The sequence below is a fragment of the Alphaproteobacteria bacterium genome (assembly GCA_017308135.1).
In the GTDB taxonomy this organism is placed as follows: Bacteria; Pseudomonadota; Alphaproteobacteria; order CACIAM-22H2; family CACIAM-22H2; genus Tagaea.
Genome location: JAFKFM010000006.1, coordinates 347,718 through 364,147 on the forward strand (window position 1 = coordinate 347,718; position 16,430 = coordinate 364,147).

Below are 16,430 nucleotides of genomic sequence, written 5' to 3' on the forward strand. Positions count from 1 at the left end.
CGAACGAATCCTAAAACTGGTTTTTCATCGAGTCGGGGGCGGGGCCCGGCGGTTCGCGCGCGATCCAATAGCTCGCGGCACCGGGCTCGCGCTTGCGGCGCAGGAAATCCTTGCCGAAGGCGCGCATGACGACGCCCATCGGCGTCATCACCAGGAAGAACAACAAACCCATCGTCAGTGGGTTCATGATTTTGTAGAGCATCAGCGCCAGCTTCATCCAGGCGCGATTGAACGGCGCCAAAGCGCGCGGCACGGCCAGCGCCACGGCCAGCACGATCGCGGCGGCGGCGAACCACCACACATAAAGCGGGTTGTCGATCCACCACTTGATCGCGCCGACGATGGAGAAAAAGCCGGTGAACACGAATCCGAAGCTCCGGTCGCTGGACCCGAGATTCTCTTCTTCGCGCTCGAAGCTTTCGTGCAGGCCGGATTGGGGCGCCATTGTCCGTAGATTTCGCGTTGCGAAAGCGCGCATCGTAGTCGCGTGTGGCGATTCGCACCACACCTGAAAAATACAATGCAATCAAATGGTTGATGGCTAAACGATCGGTGCGAAGACGATGCGAAACTGGCCGCCGCGATCCTCGTCGTTGAGTTTGCGTGCTAGTGTTTCGAACTCGACCAGTTCCGCAAGCTTGAAAATCGGGGTCTTCTTTGACTGGTCGCGCGGCAGCGAGGGCTCTGTCCTTCTTGAGCTGCCAATCATTCTTTGAGGATACGCTTTTTCATTCGTATTCCCGGTCCCGCATCGGCGGTCGCCGGCAAAAACTCGACACCAAGTTCTTCGAATAATCTTTGGAGCTTTTCCACAGTTGAATGCCGCGGATCCGTTTTGCCGGTCTCAAGTGCGGACAAGGCGCCTTTCGATATCCCGGTGCGCTGGGTCACGTCATTCAGCGTCAGTTCGAGCATCGCCCGCGCCGCACGGATTTGTGGAAGGGATATCGTCATAGTGGTTCGGATATAATTTTTTCGTCTTACCTGCAAATAGTTCTTGTTTTGAGGCAATAACAAGCATATATTACTTGTATAACGAACTTTGGAGCACTCAAATGAACATTCGTAACTTCCCTCTCGCGGGCCAAATCTTCCAAAGCAAGTCCAGCCTCCGAAAGACCCTCACAGCGATCGTCGAGTCGCGAGAGGCCGGCAGTCGCTTGAGCGGGACGGATGATGCTCTCGTCCGTGAGGTTCTCGACTGGCATCCCGATGCTACGACGAAAATCGGACCGGGTATTCGGTCATTTCGCGTAGAGCGGCATTCCACCTTTCGGAGCCCGATGCTGGTACTCGAACGGACTGATGGAACGGAGACAGATTTCTCATATCTTTCCGCTATCGCTCAGATCGGCAAACCAGCAAATGATAACGCCCACATGCCGTCGAGCGTCACCCGCGCCAGCTTTATCCGCGCGGCCAGGGAAGCGATCCGGCCTCAAATCGAAGCCTTTCGCCGCGCGGCACAGACCGCAGCAGCTGACCCGCTCGGCCGTATGCGTTGCGAAGCTACCAATGTGCTTCTGTCCCCGAATGCCGTCGACATCGATCACGATCTGCCCTGGGATTTTGCGTCGATCGTCGAAGCTTTCGTCACGGAACATGAGCTCGTTGTCGCGAAGGTCAACATCCTGGGATTCGAGGACGGATCAACACGTCGCTACTTCGCTGACCCGATTCTAGCCGAAGGCTTCGCGGAGTTTCACTTGAAGCGAGCGCGTTTGCGAGTAATCGATCGCGCAGTCCATCGTCGAATATCCGCCGAAGCCAGTAGCCGCGCCGCGCGCAAGGGAACGTGAAGTGCTGGAGCTTCTCCATTCCATACGTGTCGGACGCAGCTGTTGGCTGTCTTTGACCCACGCCACAAACGTCTTCACTCAATCATAGCGGCAGGCCATAGGCCGCCGCAGAACGCGGTGTGCCATGACTGAACTCATGAATCTCGATTCTCTCTGGAAGCGTCTTCGGCCATGGCGGCTCGACCGCGACCGCCATGAAGAACTTGTAGCCAAGCTGGAAAGCCAGCTGGTCTCGCCGCGTCACCAATTGGTCGTCGGAGACATGCCCAATAAGGCTAGGTTCTATTGGCTGGATGCCGAACGTCGGCAAAATGCTCACCATGCGTCGGCTTGGCTTCCGCTTGCCGCAAAAGAAAGCGATCTTGCGGTAGCGACGTTGGCCGTTCGCTTGATCGCCGAGGCCGGCAATGCGCCCTCGCGCAAAAAAATTCTATTGCATCGGGCGTTTCGGGTCAGTGACATGGGCGTGCGTCTCAACACGATGCTTCGCGAGGTCGAGATCTATCGGAAGATCATGGAGATCATCGGGGACAAGCTTGTCGATGCTAAACCTCTCGGCCAGGAGCAGCACCGGCCGAACATCGAAAAGAGCTTGCCGGACTCGGATAGGGACGATGTGCCGATTGATCTTCCTCGGCCGAACTCCGCCATCACGGTTCTCGCGACCCCTCTTATCATTGCCGGCGACAGAGAAACGGTTGAGCGCCTGAAAGCCTTCCGGGACCTCGAGAAGCCTATTGCGCGAGCTCCGATCCCTTCCAACTGGCGCGAGCGGATGCCGAGCGCGCGGTGGTTCGACCCTGTACTCAGACTGATTGAGCGGCGTCTTGCCGTCTGGCGCAACACACCATTTCGGATGGCACCACTGCTGATCGAGGGCGCACCGGGGATCGGTAAAAGTCGGTTTGTTGCCGATCTGGCGGCCGCCCTCGAGGTTCCGATTCTGCCCATTTCGTTCGCGGGCCAGAGCGATTCCCGCGCGCTGCTCGGGACCGCGCGTGGCTGGTCTTCCGCCAATCCATCGTCGATCGTCGACCTGATCTTTCGGTGTAAACGAGCAAATCCGATTGTTTTCATCGACGAAATCGAGAAATCAACGTCGAGCCAGAATGGTGATCCGCTTGCTGCTGTTCTGACGCTTCTCGAGCCGGAAACGGCGAAGCGCTTCCACGATCCATTTTTGAGCACGGAGGTCGATCTCTCGCATGTCACCTGGATCGCCGGCGCAAATTCGTTAAGAGGCCTGCCTTCGCCGATCCTTTCCAGGTTCCATGTGATCAAAGTCGAGGCGCCAGATGGCAGAGACTGGCCTGAAGTCCGCTCGGCACTCACGAAGGACTTCGCGCGCTCGAGTCAGGTCTCGATCGATGCATTGCCGGTGCTTGAGCCGTCGGTCGACGAAATGATGCGAATGCTTCTAGACAAACGTCGCGACTTGCGTGTCGTCCGGCGAGTCTTCGAGGAAGTACTTTTGGCGGGAATGGAAGGGGAGATCGAGTTGATCAACTAACGGCGTCCCGGGAATGTGAGTGGGCGAAACAAACCCTTTTCGGCCGAACGATCCAATCGGAAGGATCGTGCGGGCTAATCGGAAGCCGAACGAGGTTGGCCAATAAGAGGTATGGCCGTAAAATGGCGATAATCACTTGATGTAACTGTTAATCCGATTGGAAGATTTTTAAAGATCTTCTAATCGGCGACTAGTCTCTTCGGTTCGCTTGGCCGCATGGCGATAAAATCTCGCGGCTTATCGACTATACGGGGCGCACGTTCGGATCCAACCCGCAATGGTAACCCGCCGCGAGCTGCACCGTTCCAACTTCCATATGTCGAAAGTTGTTTAGTCGACGAGTGGCCGAGGGCCTGGGCGATTTTGACCGGTGGCCATTTGGCCTTTTTGAGAATAGTTGCAAATCGATGCCGCAGGACATAGCCCGAGATCGTCTCCTTGGCATCGGGTATCGCTGACCGCCCGATAGCGGCGACCGCATCGAAAGATTTTTTTGCTGATGGCCAATTGATAACCATCTCGGTTCGTCCACCCAGTTCATCCGCCAGAGCTTTTACCCAAAGTTCCTCGGGCGCCAACACCAGCGACCGCTCGCCAATCCCCTCGTGTTCCTCGGAGCTTTTCGCTGTCTGAATTAAAAGCTCGAGATTTACACCCTCGCGCCGAACCCGGACGCCCCGTTCAAGTTCAATTGGCCGGACTCCGCTTGCGAGTGAAATACAAACTCCGTAGAACCAGCGCGGATGTTTTCGAGCTGCTTGGAACAACCTAAGCTCCCACCCGTCGGGCAACGCCCGCAGTTTGCGTCGAGCAGGCCGGCGCGACATTTTATTGCCAGCCTCGTCATCTTGGCCGATGGGTTCCTCTAGGGCCCGGATTCGCGCAACCCAGCGATGGCCGTCTGCAAGTGCGGCAGCCCGCGCGTCCGGCGCAAGCGGGTGTCGACTTTCCAAAAGTTTCGCGAGCGACTCCCTAATCTTCGCAATCGCTACAAGTACGACGGCTGCCCGGACTTTTGCCTGCGCGCGACGGGAATAGTGCGTGAGTTTTGGCGGATCGGCACGGTTGATCGCCCGTTGCGCTACCTTTCGGTACTCAGCCTCCGTCGCGGGAAGGCGCTTTTGACGGATAAACTCTCCATAATCTTGCGTCAACTTTTCGTATGCCTGTTGAAGCTGTTGCAGGCTCTCATCGAAAGAAACATGGTCGTTCGCCGTGGATCGTTCTTCCCCGAGTTTGTTTGGCGCCAACCTGGCCGGCTGTAGCGGCAGCTTCGCCTCGGCATCCGGTTCGTGTGCCGAGCCATCGCTCCCGGGGACAATTCCGCCCACAGCCCCACTTCTTCCCTGTGGAAGAACAGTCGAGGGTTGGGTGGTGGGTTGGTGGGAAGAAGCACTGTTTGCCAGAGGGGAGGAAGCGACCGCTCTCGATAGATTTGGGCGTTCGGCAGGAGGCAGGGAAGAAGAGTTCGCAGCCGTGTGGGAAGAAGCACTATCTCTCTCCAACGACATATCGTCCGAAGTTCTCTGCGCTATTGACCCCGACGCTCTTTGCAGCACGGACGCAGACGCTTCAATGGAACGGCGATCAACCACCCCGGTCATGACGTGCGGAACGCTACGACGCATGCCGCTCTGTATCTGCTCCCGCGCTCGTTTCTGATCAGTAGCGCTCAGGCGGTGATCGACGCTTTTCGTGATGACGCGGCCGTCCAGCGCAGCAAGGGATTTTGGACTTTGGTGCGCCCGAGAGGCTTGGCGCATTCCAGAAGACAGCACGCCGCGCGATTGCCGCGAACCTTGCGATAGAGGCTTTGGGGAACCGAACCCGATTATCGCCAAGAGTTTTTGAAACATATTGTCCATACGACTATTCCTTTCTTCAAAATTTTTGCTGGTATCGTTGATCGACCGACAGTCTCAGGCATTAGAATGGCCGACTACCCGACCGCTTTGTGTTCGATGGCACAGCTCACCGATTTAGACTTGCGCGTTAGGTCCAAAGCAGGAAGCTGGATCGGGTCCAGCACTTCAGAACGCATGTACTCTGGCGGCCGCGAGTAGCAAACGTCAGACAAAAGATAGGTTGCATAGGTCATCTAGCGAACTGTGAGCTTCGGGTTCATTCCCGAAACGGGAAAAGCAGAAGGGAAATGATGACGGCAGGAATAGGGGACGGTTTTCGAGTCCGTGACTCCAAAATCCCTGATGATGAGCTGAGCGGCTTCTTCGCTCCCCGTCGACCGCTTCAAACTCTCCGCCGATAAATTCTCACGGTCGATCATGTTGGACACCTGCGCTGTCATCTCAATGTTCCTGTTCCGATCGGGTAGTGTGATGGGCGAATAGAAGGCCCAGCAGAGATGAATATGCGAACCAAGGGGAGGAAAAGCAAATTTCTTGTTCCCGTAGCTGATAATGCTTACGGATCGAGTCCCGGGTCGTTGTGTAAGCGGGAGCCAGCGGCGGCGATGGCAGCGTAGGCAGGCATTGGCGATTCACGGGCGTTACGGTTGGTTTGCAGGCGTAACCACCATCGCCCGAAGACCACAGATGACCGACGAGATCACGAAATCTCTTGCGCTCTTGGAGTGGATTCCCGACGCGGATTTACTGCGTGAGAAGATTGGCTTTGCTGCTCAGCAGATCATGGAGCTGGAGGTGTGTGCGGCAACCGGGATCAGGTGTTCGAGAGGCGTGCGAGCACCGTAGATTTCGATTTGCGAAAGCACGCACCGAATCGGATTCAAGGATTTATGCCACTCAAATAAATAATATATATCAATACGATATATGAAATTCGATAATCAAACGATCGGCGCGAACACGGCGCGGAACTGATCGCCCCGGCCCTCGGCGTTGAGTTTGCGCGCGCGCGTCTCGAATTCGACGAGCTCGGCCAATTTGAACATCGGGCTCTTTTTGGAGTGGCTGCGCTTGTCGTTGGCGGGGATGCCGCGCTTGTACTGCTCCGATCCCCAGAACTGAAACCCGTCGGAATCGTCCGCGATCGACACAAGGCGCAAGCCGTTCGCCTCGGCCAATCGCCGGATCGAGTCGCGGCTGTGGAGATAGAGATGGCGCGGCGGGTCGAGCTGGACCCAGTCCGTCCCATAGATCTCCCACGCCGCCGAGTCGCAAGTCGGGATGCGCAGCATCACGAATCCATCATCGCGCACCAGACGGCGTGCATCGCGCATCGCGGCGTGTTGATCGGGCAGATGCTCGAAACTGTGATGGAACATCACCAGCCGGTATTTACCATCGATCGCATCGAGCGTGGCGCGGCGCGCAATCACGCGACCGCCCAGTTCGACCGCATCGTCGAGATGCGCATCGATCCCCTCGACCGCCGTGAACCCGAGTTGCGAAAGCCTGGCGACGCGCGCGCCGTTGCCGCAGCCGACATCGAGAATCGGATCGGCTTTGAGAATGCCGAGTTCGCCCAGCGCGCGGATTTCCGGATTGGGCTTGAGCTTGTGCATCGCCCAGCCGAGCAAGCCGCCCGAGCGGTCGTATTCCCACGCGGCGGCGAAGCGTCGTTTCCAGGACGGCGCCTTGGGCAGGCCCGACACGAGGCTGTAATAGGCTTTCGGGTAATGGCGCGCGAGATCGGCGGGGACTTCGTCGATCTGCAAACAGCCGCAATCGGCGCAGACGAAATACCCGAATTTCTCGCGCGAGCCGTACATCATTTCGCGCGCGACATGATGCGATTTCGGCGCACCGCCGCAGATTCGACAGGTTTGAGTCATGGAACGCGGCGCCACAATAGAAGCAAGCCCAGCAGGAAGAAAGGCAGGATCGTCGCCATGCCGGCGCGCTGGGAATCGAACGCAAGCGTCACGAAACCCAGGATCGCCGGGCCCATGAAGGCGGTGATGCGGCCGGACAGCGCGAACAGGCCGAAGACCTGCGCGCGATGTTCAGGCGGGGCGAGCCGTGCGGCCAGCGAGCGGCTTGCGGCCTGCACGGGACCGAAGAACGGCCCGATCAGCACGCCCAGAATCCAGAACAGCGTTTTCGATTCGATCAGCAGCAAAGCCGCACCGATCGCGGTCAGGCAGACGAGGCCGATGGCGATGGTGCGCTTGGAACCGATCTTGTCGTCGATCCAAGCGAAGGCGAAAGCACCGAGCCCCGCACTGAGATTGAGCGCGATGCCGAACACGATGACTTCCGATAATTCCATGCCAAACGTGCCCGCCGCGTAGATCGCACCGAAGGCGAACAACGTGGTCAGACCGTCGGTGTAGATCATGTTCGCGGCGAGGAACCAGCCGATATCCGGCCGTGCGCGCAAGAAGCCGAGCGTGGCTTTCAGATCGGCGAGGCCCTTGGTGAATGCTTTGCCGAACGAGATCATGGCTTGGTCTTCGCGCACGAGTAGGAAGATCGGGATCGCGAAGACGAACCACCACAAGGCGGTGAACGGCCCGACGATGCGCACATGCTCGGCTCCGTCGCGCGACAGGCCGAACCACGGCGTTTGGTTTTGCACGAAGCCCACGAGCAGCACGGCCAAGCACACGATACCGCCGAGATAGCCGAGCCCCCAGCCCCAGCCGGAGACGCGGCCGAGCTTGTCCGGCGTCGCGACCTTCGGCAGCAGCGCGTTATAGAAGACGGCCGCGACTTCGAACGCCGCCGTGGCGATCGCGAAGGCGATCAACGCCAGCGGAATCGAGTCGGGCGACGGGCGCACGAACCACAACGCGGCGCACGCGACGATGGCGATGCCGGAGAATGCGGCGAGGAACGGCTTCTGCCGGCCGGTGTGATCGGCAACGGGCCCGAGCAACGGGGCCAGCAGCGCGATGCACAGACCCGCGATCGAGGTCGCATGGCCCCACATCGCCGTGCCCGTCACCGGATCGGATGCGACACCTTGCGTGAAATAGGTCGCGAAAACGAACGTGGTGATCACGGCCGGGAAGGCCGAGTTCGCCCAATCGTAGACGCACCATGCGGCAACGGCTTTACGATCCAGCGCGCTCACCCTTGCACGAGGGCGCGCAACTCGCGGCCCGCGACCGTCAAGGCGGCGAGGCTCGCCGCCCCGCTCGCGCGCAACTCGCCCGCCAGCGCTTCCCAGCGCGTCAACGCACCTTGGCGCGCCGCAAGCCACGCTTCGGCGCCGCCTTCGGCCAGCGACCAGGTCGCGATCTCGGCCTGCAACGCATAAAGATCGTCGATCGCCGCCGCGACCGCGCGCTTGGCCAAAGGATCGGCCGCGGGCACACGTGCCGCGACATCCTGCAGCCAATCGAAACCAAGCCTGGCACCGGCGGCGAAATACTCCATCGCCACATGGACGATGTCGGATTTCGCCCCTTGCGCGATGCGCACGAGATCGAGCCCCGATTGCAGATCGTCGAGGGCGGCCGCCCGGCGCGCCAACTCGTCCGGCACGCCCTTATCGGTAAACGCCTTAGCGCGTGCGACGAACGCCGCTTGGCGGGCGGGGTCGAGTACCGGTTCGAGATCGTGGCCGAGTGCGGAAATACCCGGTGCAAAAGCCGCCACTCCGGCCGCGATATCGATGGGGGCCGGCAGATGGCGCAACAGCCACAAGGTCGCACGTTCCAGCAACGCGACCGAGCCGCGCAGCATGGCGAGCTGCACCTCGGCCGGCACTTGGTTGTCGAGCGTTTCGACCGCACCCCAGAATTCGCGCAAGCCGAAGACTTGGCGCGCGACGAGATAGGCGCGCGACACTTCCGCGACGTTGAGCCCCGTGCGCTCGGCAAGATCAGGCACGAAAGCGAAGCCCGCGCGATTGACGATCGAATTCGTCGCCACTGTGGCGATGATCTCGCGCCGCAATTGATGGCGCAGAATCGCGGGGTGATGGTTCTTGCGCAAAAGCCGGGGGAAATACTTGACCAGATCCTCGGCGAGATAGGGATCGTCGGGCAGATCGCTCGCCAGCAATTCGTCGTACAACGCCATCTTGGCATAGGCCATGACGACGGCGAGTTCGGGCCGGGTCAACCCCTTGCCGCCCGCCGCGCGCGCGATCAAGGCTTCGTCCTCGGGCAGGAATTCGATGCCGCGATGAAGGCGCCCGGTTTTTTCCAGCGCGCGCATCATCCGCATCGCGCGATCGATGCCGCCGATCCCTTCGAGTTCGGCGACGCTCAACGCCTGCGTTTGCAGATAATTGTTCCGCAGCACCGCGTCGCCGACATCGTCGGTCATTTCGGCGAGCAGCGTGTCGCGCTGTTTCAAGGTCATGTCGCCGCGCGCGATCACGTCGCCCAGCAGCACCTTGATATTGACCTCGTGGTCGGAGGTATCGACGCCAGCGGAGTTATCGATCGCGTCGGTGTTGATGCGCCCGCCGGCCAGCGCATATTCGATGCGCCCGCGTTGCGTGCAGCCGAGATTGGCGCCCTCGCCCACCACGCGCGCGCGGATATCGGCGCCGTCGATGCGGATGGCGTCGTTGGCGCGGTCGCCCGCGTCGGCGTTGGTTTCGTCCTTCGCCTTGACGTAATTGCCGATGCCGCCGAACCACAGCAGATCGACCGGCGCCTTCAAGATCGTCTTCATCAGCTCGAACGGCGTGACGGAATCGGCGAGCATGCCGAACAACGCCTTGATCTGCGGCGAGAGCTTGATCGACTTCGCCTTGCGATCGAACACGCCGCCGCCGGCCGAAATGAGCTTCGTGTCGTAATCGGCCCAGGACGAGCGCGGCAGTTTGAAGATCCGCTCGCGTTCGGCGAAGGACTTGGCCGCATCGGGTTCGGGATCGATGAAGATATGGCGATGGTCGAACGCGGCGACGAGTTTAATATGCGGCGAGCGCAGCATGCCGTTGCCGAACACGTCGCCCGACATATCGCCCACGCCGACGACCGTGAAATCCTGCGTTTGCGTATCGTGGCCGAGTTCGCGGAAATGGCGCTTGACCGCTTCCCACGCCCCGCGCGCCGTGATGCCCATGCCCTTGTGGTCGTAACCGGCCGAACCGCCGGAAGCGAACGCATCGCCCAGCCAATGCCCGTATTCGATCGAGATCGCGTTGGCGATGTCGGAGAACGTGGCCGTGCCCTTGTCGGCCGCGACGACGAGATAGGGATCGTCGCCGTCGTGGCGCACGACATTCTTGGGCGGCACCACGCCCGTCGGCGTCAGATTGTCGGTAATGTCGAGCAGACCGCGCATCATGATCTGGTAGCAGGCGATGCCTTCGGCCTGGAACGCCTCGCGCCCCGCTTCGGGGGCGGGCGGGCGCTTGACGAAGAACCCGCCTTTCGAGCCGACCGGCACGATCACGGTGTTCTTGACCATTTGCGCTTTGATCAGGCCGAGAATCTCGGTGCGGAAATCTTCGCGCCGGTCGGACCAGCGAATGCCGCCGCGCGCGACCTTGCCGCCGCGCAAATGCACGGCTTCGACGCGCGTCGAATAGACCCAGATTTCGACCAGCGGCCGGGGCAGCGGCAATTCGTCGACGCGCTGGCTGTCGAGCTTCAGCGACAGATACGCCTTGCCCTGGAAAAAATTGGTGCGCAGCGTGCAATCGATCAGATTGAGGAAGCGGCGCAAAATACGGTCTTCGTCGAGACTTTCGACGCCGTCGAGCAGATGGCCGATCTCGACGGCGATTCCGCGAATCGTCACGTCGCGATCCTTGTCGCGCGCGGGATCGTGCGCGGCGAGGAACAGATCGACGAGCTTGCGCGCGATCTTGGAATTGCGCGCCAGCGCATCTTCCATATAGGCCTGGCTGAACGTCGCGCCCGCCTGGCGCAGATAGGCGGCATAGGCGCGCAAGACCGTCACCTCGCGCGACGACATCGCCGCGCCGATGACCAGGCGGTTGAACCCGTCCGACGCCGCATCGCCCGCCCACACGGCGGAGAAGGCGCCCTCGAACAGCGGCTTCACCCGCGCGATATCGATCTCGCGCGTTTCGCGCGCGACCATTGCGATATCGTGCATGTAAACGTCGCCCGCCGGCGCATTGGCCGAAAAGTCGAGCGGATGGATGCGGAAGGGATCTTCCGTCATCACCTTGAGGCCCATCGATTCGAGCATGGGCATGACGTCGGACAAAGGTACGGGCGCGCCTTTGTGGAAGATGCGCAAACGCAGCTCGTTCTCCGCCGCTTCGACCGGGCGATAGAGATTGAGGGCGAGCGACGTTCCGCCCGCCAGCACGGTTTCCACCGCCGCGATATCGGCGACGGCTTGATCCGGCGTGAAATGCTCGCGATAGGCGGCCGGGAACGCGGCTTGGTAGCGGCGCAATTTGGCCAGCCCCGCCCCCTCGCCCTCCGCCGCGATCAAAGCGTCCTTCAGGCGATCGGCGAAGCCGCGCCCGGCTTCGACCAGCCGCGCTTCCAGATCGTCGATACGCACATCGGGCACGTCGCCCGGCGTCAGACCGACGATGAAATGGCAGCGCACCAACGCCGAATCGTCGGCGAGCAGCACGTAGAACGCGGATTTCCGCCCGCGATACGCCTTGGCGAGAATGTCGTGGAAACGTTCGCGCAATTCGGTGTTGAAACGGTCGCGCGGCGCGTAAACCAGCGCCGAAATGAACCGATCGAACGGATCGCGGCGCAGGAACAGCGCGATGCGCTGGCGTTCCTGCAACCGCACGACACCGACGGCGGTATCGTAAAGCTCGTCGACCGTCGCTTGGAACAGTTCCTCGCGCGGATGGGTTTCCAGCACATGCTGCAACGCCTTGGCGGCGTGGCCCTTGGTGCCGAAGCCCGCGCGCTTGGTCACGGCACTGACCTTATCGCGTAGCAGCGGAATGTCGCGCGGGCGCTGCATATAGGCGGTCGAGGTGAACAAGCCGAGGAAGACTTTCTCCCCCGTCACCGTGCCGTCGGGCCCGTAGACCTTGACGCCGATCGCGTCGAGATAGACGGCGCGATGCACGGTCGAACGGCGATTGGCTTTGGCCACGCGCAGCAATTCCGGTGCGCGGACGAATTGCTGCAAGGACGGCAATTCGGCGATGCGGCGCAACACGTCGAACACGACGAAGCTTTCGTCGCGCGCCAAGCCCAAGCCGCTGCCCGCGCGCACGCCCGCGCGGAAATTGGCGCCTTCGCCCTGATAGGCGTATTCGCGATAGCCGAGGAACGTGAAGTTATCGGCGACGAGCCAGTTGAGGAAATCGCGCGCGGTGGCGATTTCTTCGGCCCCGCGCGGCGGCTTGCCGGCATCGAATTCGGCGATGACATCTTTCGCCTGGGCCAGCATCGCCTGCCAATCCTCGACGCAAGCGCGCACATCGGCGAGTACCGCTTCCAGCCCCGCGCGGATCGCGTCGAGCTGGGCTTGATCGCCTTGCGCGTCGATCTCGACATGCATGCAGCTTTCGCGGCCGCCGGCTTCGTCGATGGCGAGGGCCGCCCCGCTCGCGTCGCGCTTCATCGGCACGACCGGGTGGATGACGAGATGGACCGACAAATCACGCCGGTTGATCTCGGATGTGACCGAATCGACCAGGAACGGCATGTCGTCGTTGACGATCTCGATCACCGTATGGGTCGAGGCCCAGCCATGTTCCGAAAGGCGTGGATTGTACACACGGACCTTGGCCTTATTCGGCGGGCGCGTGCGGCCGAAGGCAAAAAGCGCAATCGCGGCGCCGTAGAGGTCGTCCGGCGTGTGGTCTTCGAGGTCCTCGACGGCCACATTGCCATAGAATCGTTGAATAAATGCCTCCCCGGCATCGGCGGCGGCGATCCCCGATCCGGCGGGCAGGCGCTGGCGCGCCATCGCGCAAAGCCTGTCCAGAATTTCGGTCTTACGACTTTCGGTATGGGACGGCATTGGGGATCTCCGGGGGCGTACGATCATTCTCGCAGCCCGCCGGTGGACTGCGCGCCGCCATATTATTACCGGATATTACAGCAAATTGTTGCGACCGGCCAAAAGCTGGGGCAAAACAAGATTAACAGGGGGATTTGGGGAATAGGGGTTCTGGCGGTTCGTTTAATGGGAACCGTCTTTAAATCGAGCCCCACCCGATGACCGGAACCAGTTCGTCCGCTCCAGCTTTGAGCAAAAATTTGCGAGCCGCCATGACCGACACGCCTGCTTCGGCCGAGTCCTACAAGGCCCTCCCGCCCGATCTCGGCCCCGATCATCCGGCTTGGGTCCCGGCCCTCGCTTGGCTCACCCGCCGCTTCCACCCGAAGGGGACCGACAAGCTGGTGCGCGCCCTGCACCCGCCGGGCAATGCGCGGCCGGTGAAGGCGGTCATCGATTACGACGAAGGCATGCTGATCAATGTCGACACGCATTCCTTCCTCGAATGGTACATCTACTTCTACGGCGCGTTCCGGCCGCAAATCTCCAAGCTGCTGAACCGCATGCTGCGCCCTGGCCAGGTGGCGTTCGACATCGGCTCGAATATCGGCATGCACGCGATGATCATGGCCAACCGCGTGGGGCCCAGCGGCCGCGTGCATGTGTTCGAGCCCGATCCGCATCCGATGGGCCGCTTGAAGGCCAATCTGCATTTGAACGGCCTCGACAACGTGACGCTCAACCAGGCGGCCGTGTCGAGCCACACCGAAACGCGCCAGCTTTTCCTGCACGACGATTCGATCGGCAATTTCGCCAACGCGTCGCTGCAATCGTCGAACGTGGGCAAGTCGACCAAGTCGATCGACATGAAGGTGTGGAGCCTCGACGATTATATCGCGGCGAACCCGATCGAACGGCTCGACGTGATCAAGCTGCTCGCCCAGGGCGAGGAATGGAACGCGCTGCAAGGGGCGACCAAGACGATCGAGCGTTTCCGCCCGAAGATCTTCTTCCTGTGGGAGCCGAGCTATTGGGCGCGCCAATCGCTGTGCCTGATGGACGCGGTGCGCTTCTTCAAGGAACGCGACTACATGACCTATCGCGTCGAATTCGGCGCGCGCCGCCCGGTGACCGAGGAAATCCCGATGGGCCAGGTGCTGCTGGCCACGCCGGACCGGATGTAAGCGGCCGCCGACATGGCGATAAAGAAAAGGCCCGTTCTCGCGAACGGGCCTTTTTCATTCGAACCGGAACCCTTTCCAAAGGCTGGAGCGGGAGAAGGGATTCGAACCCTCGACCCTCACGTTGGCAACGTGATGCTCTACCACTGAGCTACTCCCGCGTTATCGCCGGCGGGCGCTTCAGCCTTGGAAACGGGCCGGGATAATAGGCGGGGAGCGTCGAATTGCAAGGGATATCTGGGGCGCTTTTCCCGGGCCCCGCAGGGGGTTGCCTTGGGCGCCCGAAATCGCCATTTTCCCCGCTGGAAAGCGGAGTTGACCCCATGGACCAGTTGATCGGCGCCGGCAAGCCGGGCGCCAACGCGGCCGACCTAATCAAGGACGCGACGGACGAATCGTTCGAGCAGGACGTTCTGCTCGCCTCGCGCGATACCCCCGTCATCGTCGATTTCTGGGCGCCGTGGTGCGGGCCGTGCAAACAGCTCGGGCCCGCGATCGAAAAGGTCGTCAAGGAAGCCAAGGGGGCGGTCAAGCTCGTCAAAATCAATATCGACGAGAACCCGCATTTCGCCTCGCAATTGCGCGTGCAGTCGATCCCGGCGGTCTTCGCCTTCAAGGGCGGGCGCCCGGTCGACGCGTTCCTGGGGGCAGTCCCCGAAAGCCAGATCCGCGCCTTCGTGAAGAAGCTGGGCGGGGCCGCCGGCCCGTCGCCGATCGACCAGGCGCTGGAACAGGCCAACGCGGCGCTGGCCGCCAACGACCTTCCGACCGCGCAGGATATTTTCGGCCAGATCCTGGCGCACGAGCCCGGCAATGCGAAAGCCGCCGCGGGCCTCGCCAAGATTTTCGTGGCCCTCGGCCAGCTCGACGAGGCGAAAGCGCTGCTCGATTCGCTGCCGCCCGAAGCCAAGCGCGATCCCGAAGTCGAAGCCGCGCAAGCGGCCCTCGACCTCGCCCACCAAGCGCCCAAGGGCGTGGACGTGGCACCGATGCTGGAAAAGCTCGCGCATAACCCGAAGGACCATCAAACGCGCCTCGACCTCGCGACCGCCTTGTTCGCCGGCGGCCAGCAGGAAGCCGCGATCGACCAGTTGCTGGAGCTCTACAAGCTTGACCGCAATTGGAACGACGGGGCCGCGCGCGCCCAGCTGGTGAAGTTCTTCGAAGCTTTGGGCAACACCAATCCGTTGACCGTGCAGGGGCGCCGGCGCTTGTCGTCGCTGATGTTCGCGTAACGCCATCATGGGCGCCCGCCCGCCCGGCAGGCTCGGCTTCGCGGATTTGCCCGCCACGGTGCCGATTTTTCCGCTGCAAGGCGCGTTGCTGCTGCCGCGCGGCAAGTTGCCGCTGAACATCTTCGAGCCGCGCTATCTCGCGATGATCGACGACGCGCTGGCGAGCCAAGACAAGCTCATCGGCATGGTCCAGCCGCTGACCAAGGAAACGCGCGCGTCGACGCAAGCCGTCTATCCGATCGGTTGTGCGGGGCGCATCGCGTCGTGGTCGGAAACCGAAGACGGGCGCTACCTCATCTCGCTGAATGGGATCGTGCGCTTCAAAATCGCCGACGAGATCGCGACGATGCGCGGCTATCGCCGGGTGCGCGCCGATTTCGCCGGCTACGAAGGCGATTTCGTCGAGCCCGGCGAAAAGCTGTTCGACCGCAAACGGTTGATCGCGGGTCTCAAAGCCTATTTCGCCGCCGAGGGTTTGCAAGGCGATTGGGGCACGATCGAATCGGCCCCCGACGAGCGGCTGGTGAACACCATCGCCATGCTGTGCCCGTTCACGCCGGAAGAAAAACAGACGCTGCTGGAAAGTGCGGGCCTGGCCGAACGCGCCAAGGCGATGATCGGCATCGTCGAGGCGCGAACCTCCGGCACCGAGCCCGGCGGCTTGAAGCATTGACGCGCAAGCAGGGGCGCGCCACAACAGGCGGGAAAGGAACGCGATCATGAGCGATGCGACCGCCGTCGATCCCAAGCTGCTCGAAATTCTGGTCTGCCCGGTGACCAAGGGTCCGCTGCGCTACGACCGCGACCGCGCCGAACTGATCAGCGAAGGGGCGGGCCTCGCCTTCCCGATCCGCGACGGCATTCCGATCATGCTGGTGGACGAGGCGCGCCGTCTCGACGCCGCTTAAGCCCCGCGC

Annotated in this window: 14 protein-coding genes and 1 tRNA gene; 7 read left to right on the forward strand and 8 right to left on the reverse strand. The window is 61.5% G+C overall.

Annotation, left to right across the window (positions count from 1 at the left end; translation table 11 throughout):
* Positions 1-10 precede the first annotated feature (10 nt).
* Together J0H39_01965 and J0H39_01970 are read right to left on the reverse strand one after the other, a co-directional pair.
* Complete coding sequence (locus tag J0H39_01965; protein ID MBN9495494.1) at positions 11-445, reverse strand: hypothetical protein; 435 nt, start codon at positions 443-445, stop codon at positions 11-13.
* A 260-nt stretch (positions 446-705) separates the two neighbouring features.
* Positions 706-915 (reverse strand): helix-turn-helix transcriptional regulator, encoded by a 210-nt coding sequence (locus tag J0H39_01970; GenBank protein ID MBN9495495.1) that lies wholly within the window; start codon positions 913-915, stop codon positions 706-708.
* Positions 916-1,055: 140 nt separating this feature from the next.
* Here J0H39_01970 and J0H39_01975 point away from each other — a divergent pair, with 140 nt between their 5' ends.
* The gene (locus J0H39_01975) at positions 1,056-1,799 is read left to right on the forward strand and encodes a DCL family protein (protein MBN9495496.1); all 744 of its coding nucleotides are present in this window, start codon (positions 1,056-1,058) and stop codon (positions 1,797-1,799) included.
* A 124-nt stretch (positions 1,800-1,923) separates the two neighbouring features.
* Complete coding sequence (locus tag J0H39_01980) at positions 1,924-3,309, forward strand: AAA family ATPase (protein ID MBN9495497.1); 1,386 nt, start codon at positions 1,924-1,926, stop codon at positions 3,307-3,309.
* Positions 3,310-3,488: 179 nt separating this feature from the next.
* Here J0H39_01980 and J0H39_01985 read toward each other — a convergent pair whose 3' ends face one another.
* Positions 3,489-5,174, reverse strand: a complete 1,686-nt coding sequence (locus tag J0H39_01985; GenBank protein MBN9495498.1) for a site-specific integrase — start codon at positions 5,172-5,174, stop codon at positions 3,489-3,491.
* Between the two features lie 233 nt (positions 5,175-5,407).
* Positions 5,408-5,614 carry a hypothetical protein gene (locus J0H39_01990; GenBank protein MBN9495499.1) on the reverse strand — a complete coding sequence of 69 codons (207 nt, stop codon included), beginning with the start codon at positions 5,612-5,614 and terminating at the stop codon, positions 5,408-5,410.
* A 247-nt stretch (positions 5,615-5,861) separates the two neighbouring features.
* On the opposite strand from J0H39_01990, the gene J0H39_01995 reads away from it, so the two are divergent.
* On the forward strand, positions 5,862-6,020 hold the full coding sequence (locus J0H39_01995; protein ID MBN9495500.1) for a hypothetical protein: 159 nt from the start codon (positions 5,862-5,864) through the stop codon (positions 6,018-6,020).
* Between the two features lie 95 nt (positions 6,021-6,115).
* Here the strand turns inward: J0H39_01995 and J0H39_02000 are convergent, their stop codons facing one another.
* From J0H39_02000 to J0H39_02010, 3 genes are read right to left on the reverse strand one after another with little or no spacing between them, the layout of a single operon-like run.
* Complete coding sequence (locus tag J0H39_02000; protein MBN9495501.1) at positions 6,116-7,063, reverse strand: class I SAM-dependent methyltransferase; 948 nt, start codon at positions 7,061-7,063, stop codon at positions 6,116-6,118.
* Positions 7,060-8,403 carry an MFS transporter gene (locus J0H39_02005; GenBank protein MBN9495502.1) on the reverse strand — a complete coding sequence of 448 codons (1,344 nt, stop codon included), beginning with the start codon at positions 8,401-8,403 and terminating at the stop codon, positions 7,060-7,062. The genes J0H39_02000 and J0H39_02005 overlap by 4 nt, the downstream gene beginning before the upstream one ends.
* A complete protein-coding gene (locus J0H39_02010; GenBank protein ID MBN9495503.1) occupies positions 8,304-13,118 on the reverse strand; it encodes an NAD-glutamate dehydrogenase in 4,815 nt (1,604 codons plus the stop codon). Before J0H39_02010 ends, J0H39_02005 begins: the two co-directional genes overlap by 100 nt.
* Positions 13,119-13,369: 251 nt before the next feature.
* Here J0H39_02010 and J0H39_02015 point away from each other — a divergent pair, with 251 nt between their 5' ends.
* Positions 13,370-14,281 carry an FkbM family methyltransferase gene (locus J0H39_02015; GenBank protein MBN9495504.1) on the forward strand — a complete coding sequence of 304 codons (912 nt, stop codon included), beginning with the start codon at positions 13,370-13,372 and terminating at the stop codon, positions 14,279-14,281.
* Positions 14,282-14,364: 83 nt separating this feature from the next.
* Here the strand turns inward: J0H39_02015 and J0H39_02020 are convergent.
* Positions 14,365-14,439: transfer RNA gene (locus tag J0H39_02020), tRNA-Gly, on the reverse strand.
* A 162-nt stretch (positions 14,440-14,601) separates the two neighbouring features.
* Here J0H39_02020 and trxA point away from each other — a divergent pair.
* Genes trxA through J0H39_02035 form a run of 3 tightly spaced genes read left to right on the forward strand, consistent with a single transcriptional unit; the run spans position 14,602 to position 16,421 of the window.
* Positions 14,602-15,513 carry a thioredoxin gene (gene trxA / locus J0H39_02025; GenBank protein ID MBN9495505.1) on the forward strand — a complete coding sequence of 304 codons (912 nt, stop codon included), beginning with the start codon at positions 14,602-14,604 and terminating at the stop codon, positions 15,511-15,513.
* 7 nt (positions 15,514-15,520) lie between these two features.
* Positions 15,521-16,186 carry an LON peptidase substrate-binding domain-containing protein gene (locus tag J0H39_02030; GenBank protein MBN9495506.1) on the forward strand — a complete coding sequence of 222 codons (666 nt, stop codon included), beginning with the start codon at positions 15,521-15,523 and terminating at the stop codon, positions 16,184-16,186.
* Positions 16,187-16,232: 46 nt separating this feature from the next.
* Positions 16,233-16,421: a Trm112 family protein gene (locus tag J0H39_02035; protein MBN9495507.1), complete on the forward strand. Its 189-nt coding sequence runs from the start codon at positions 16,233-16,235 to the stop codon at positions 16,419-16,421.
* The last annotated feature ends 9 nt before the right edge of the window (positions 16,422-16,430 follow it).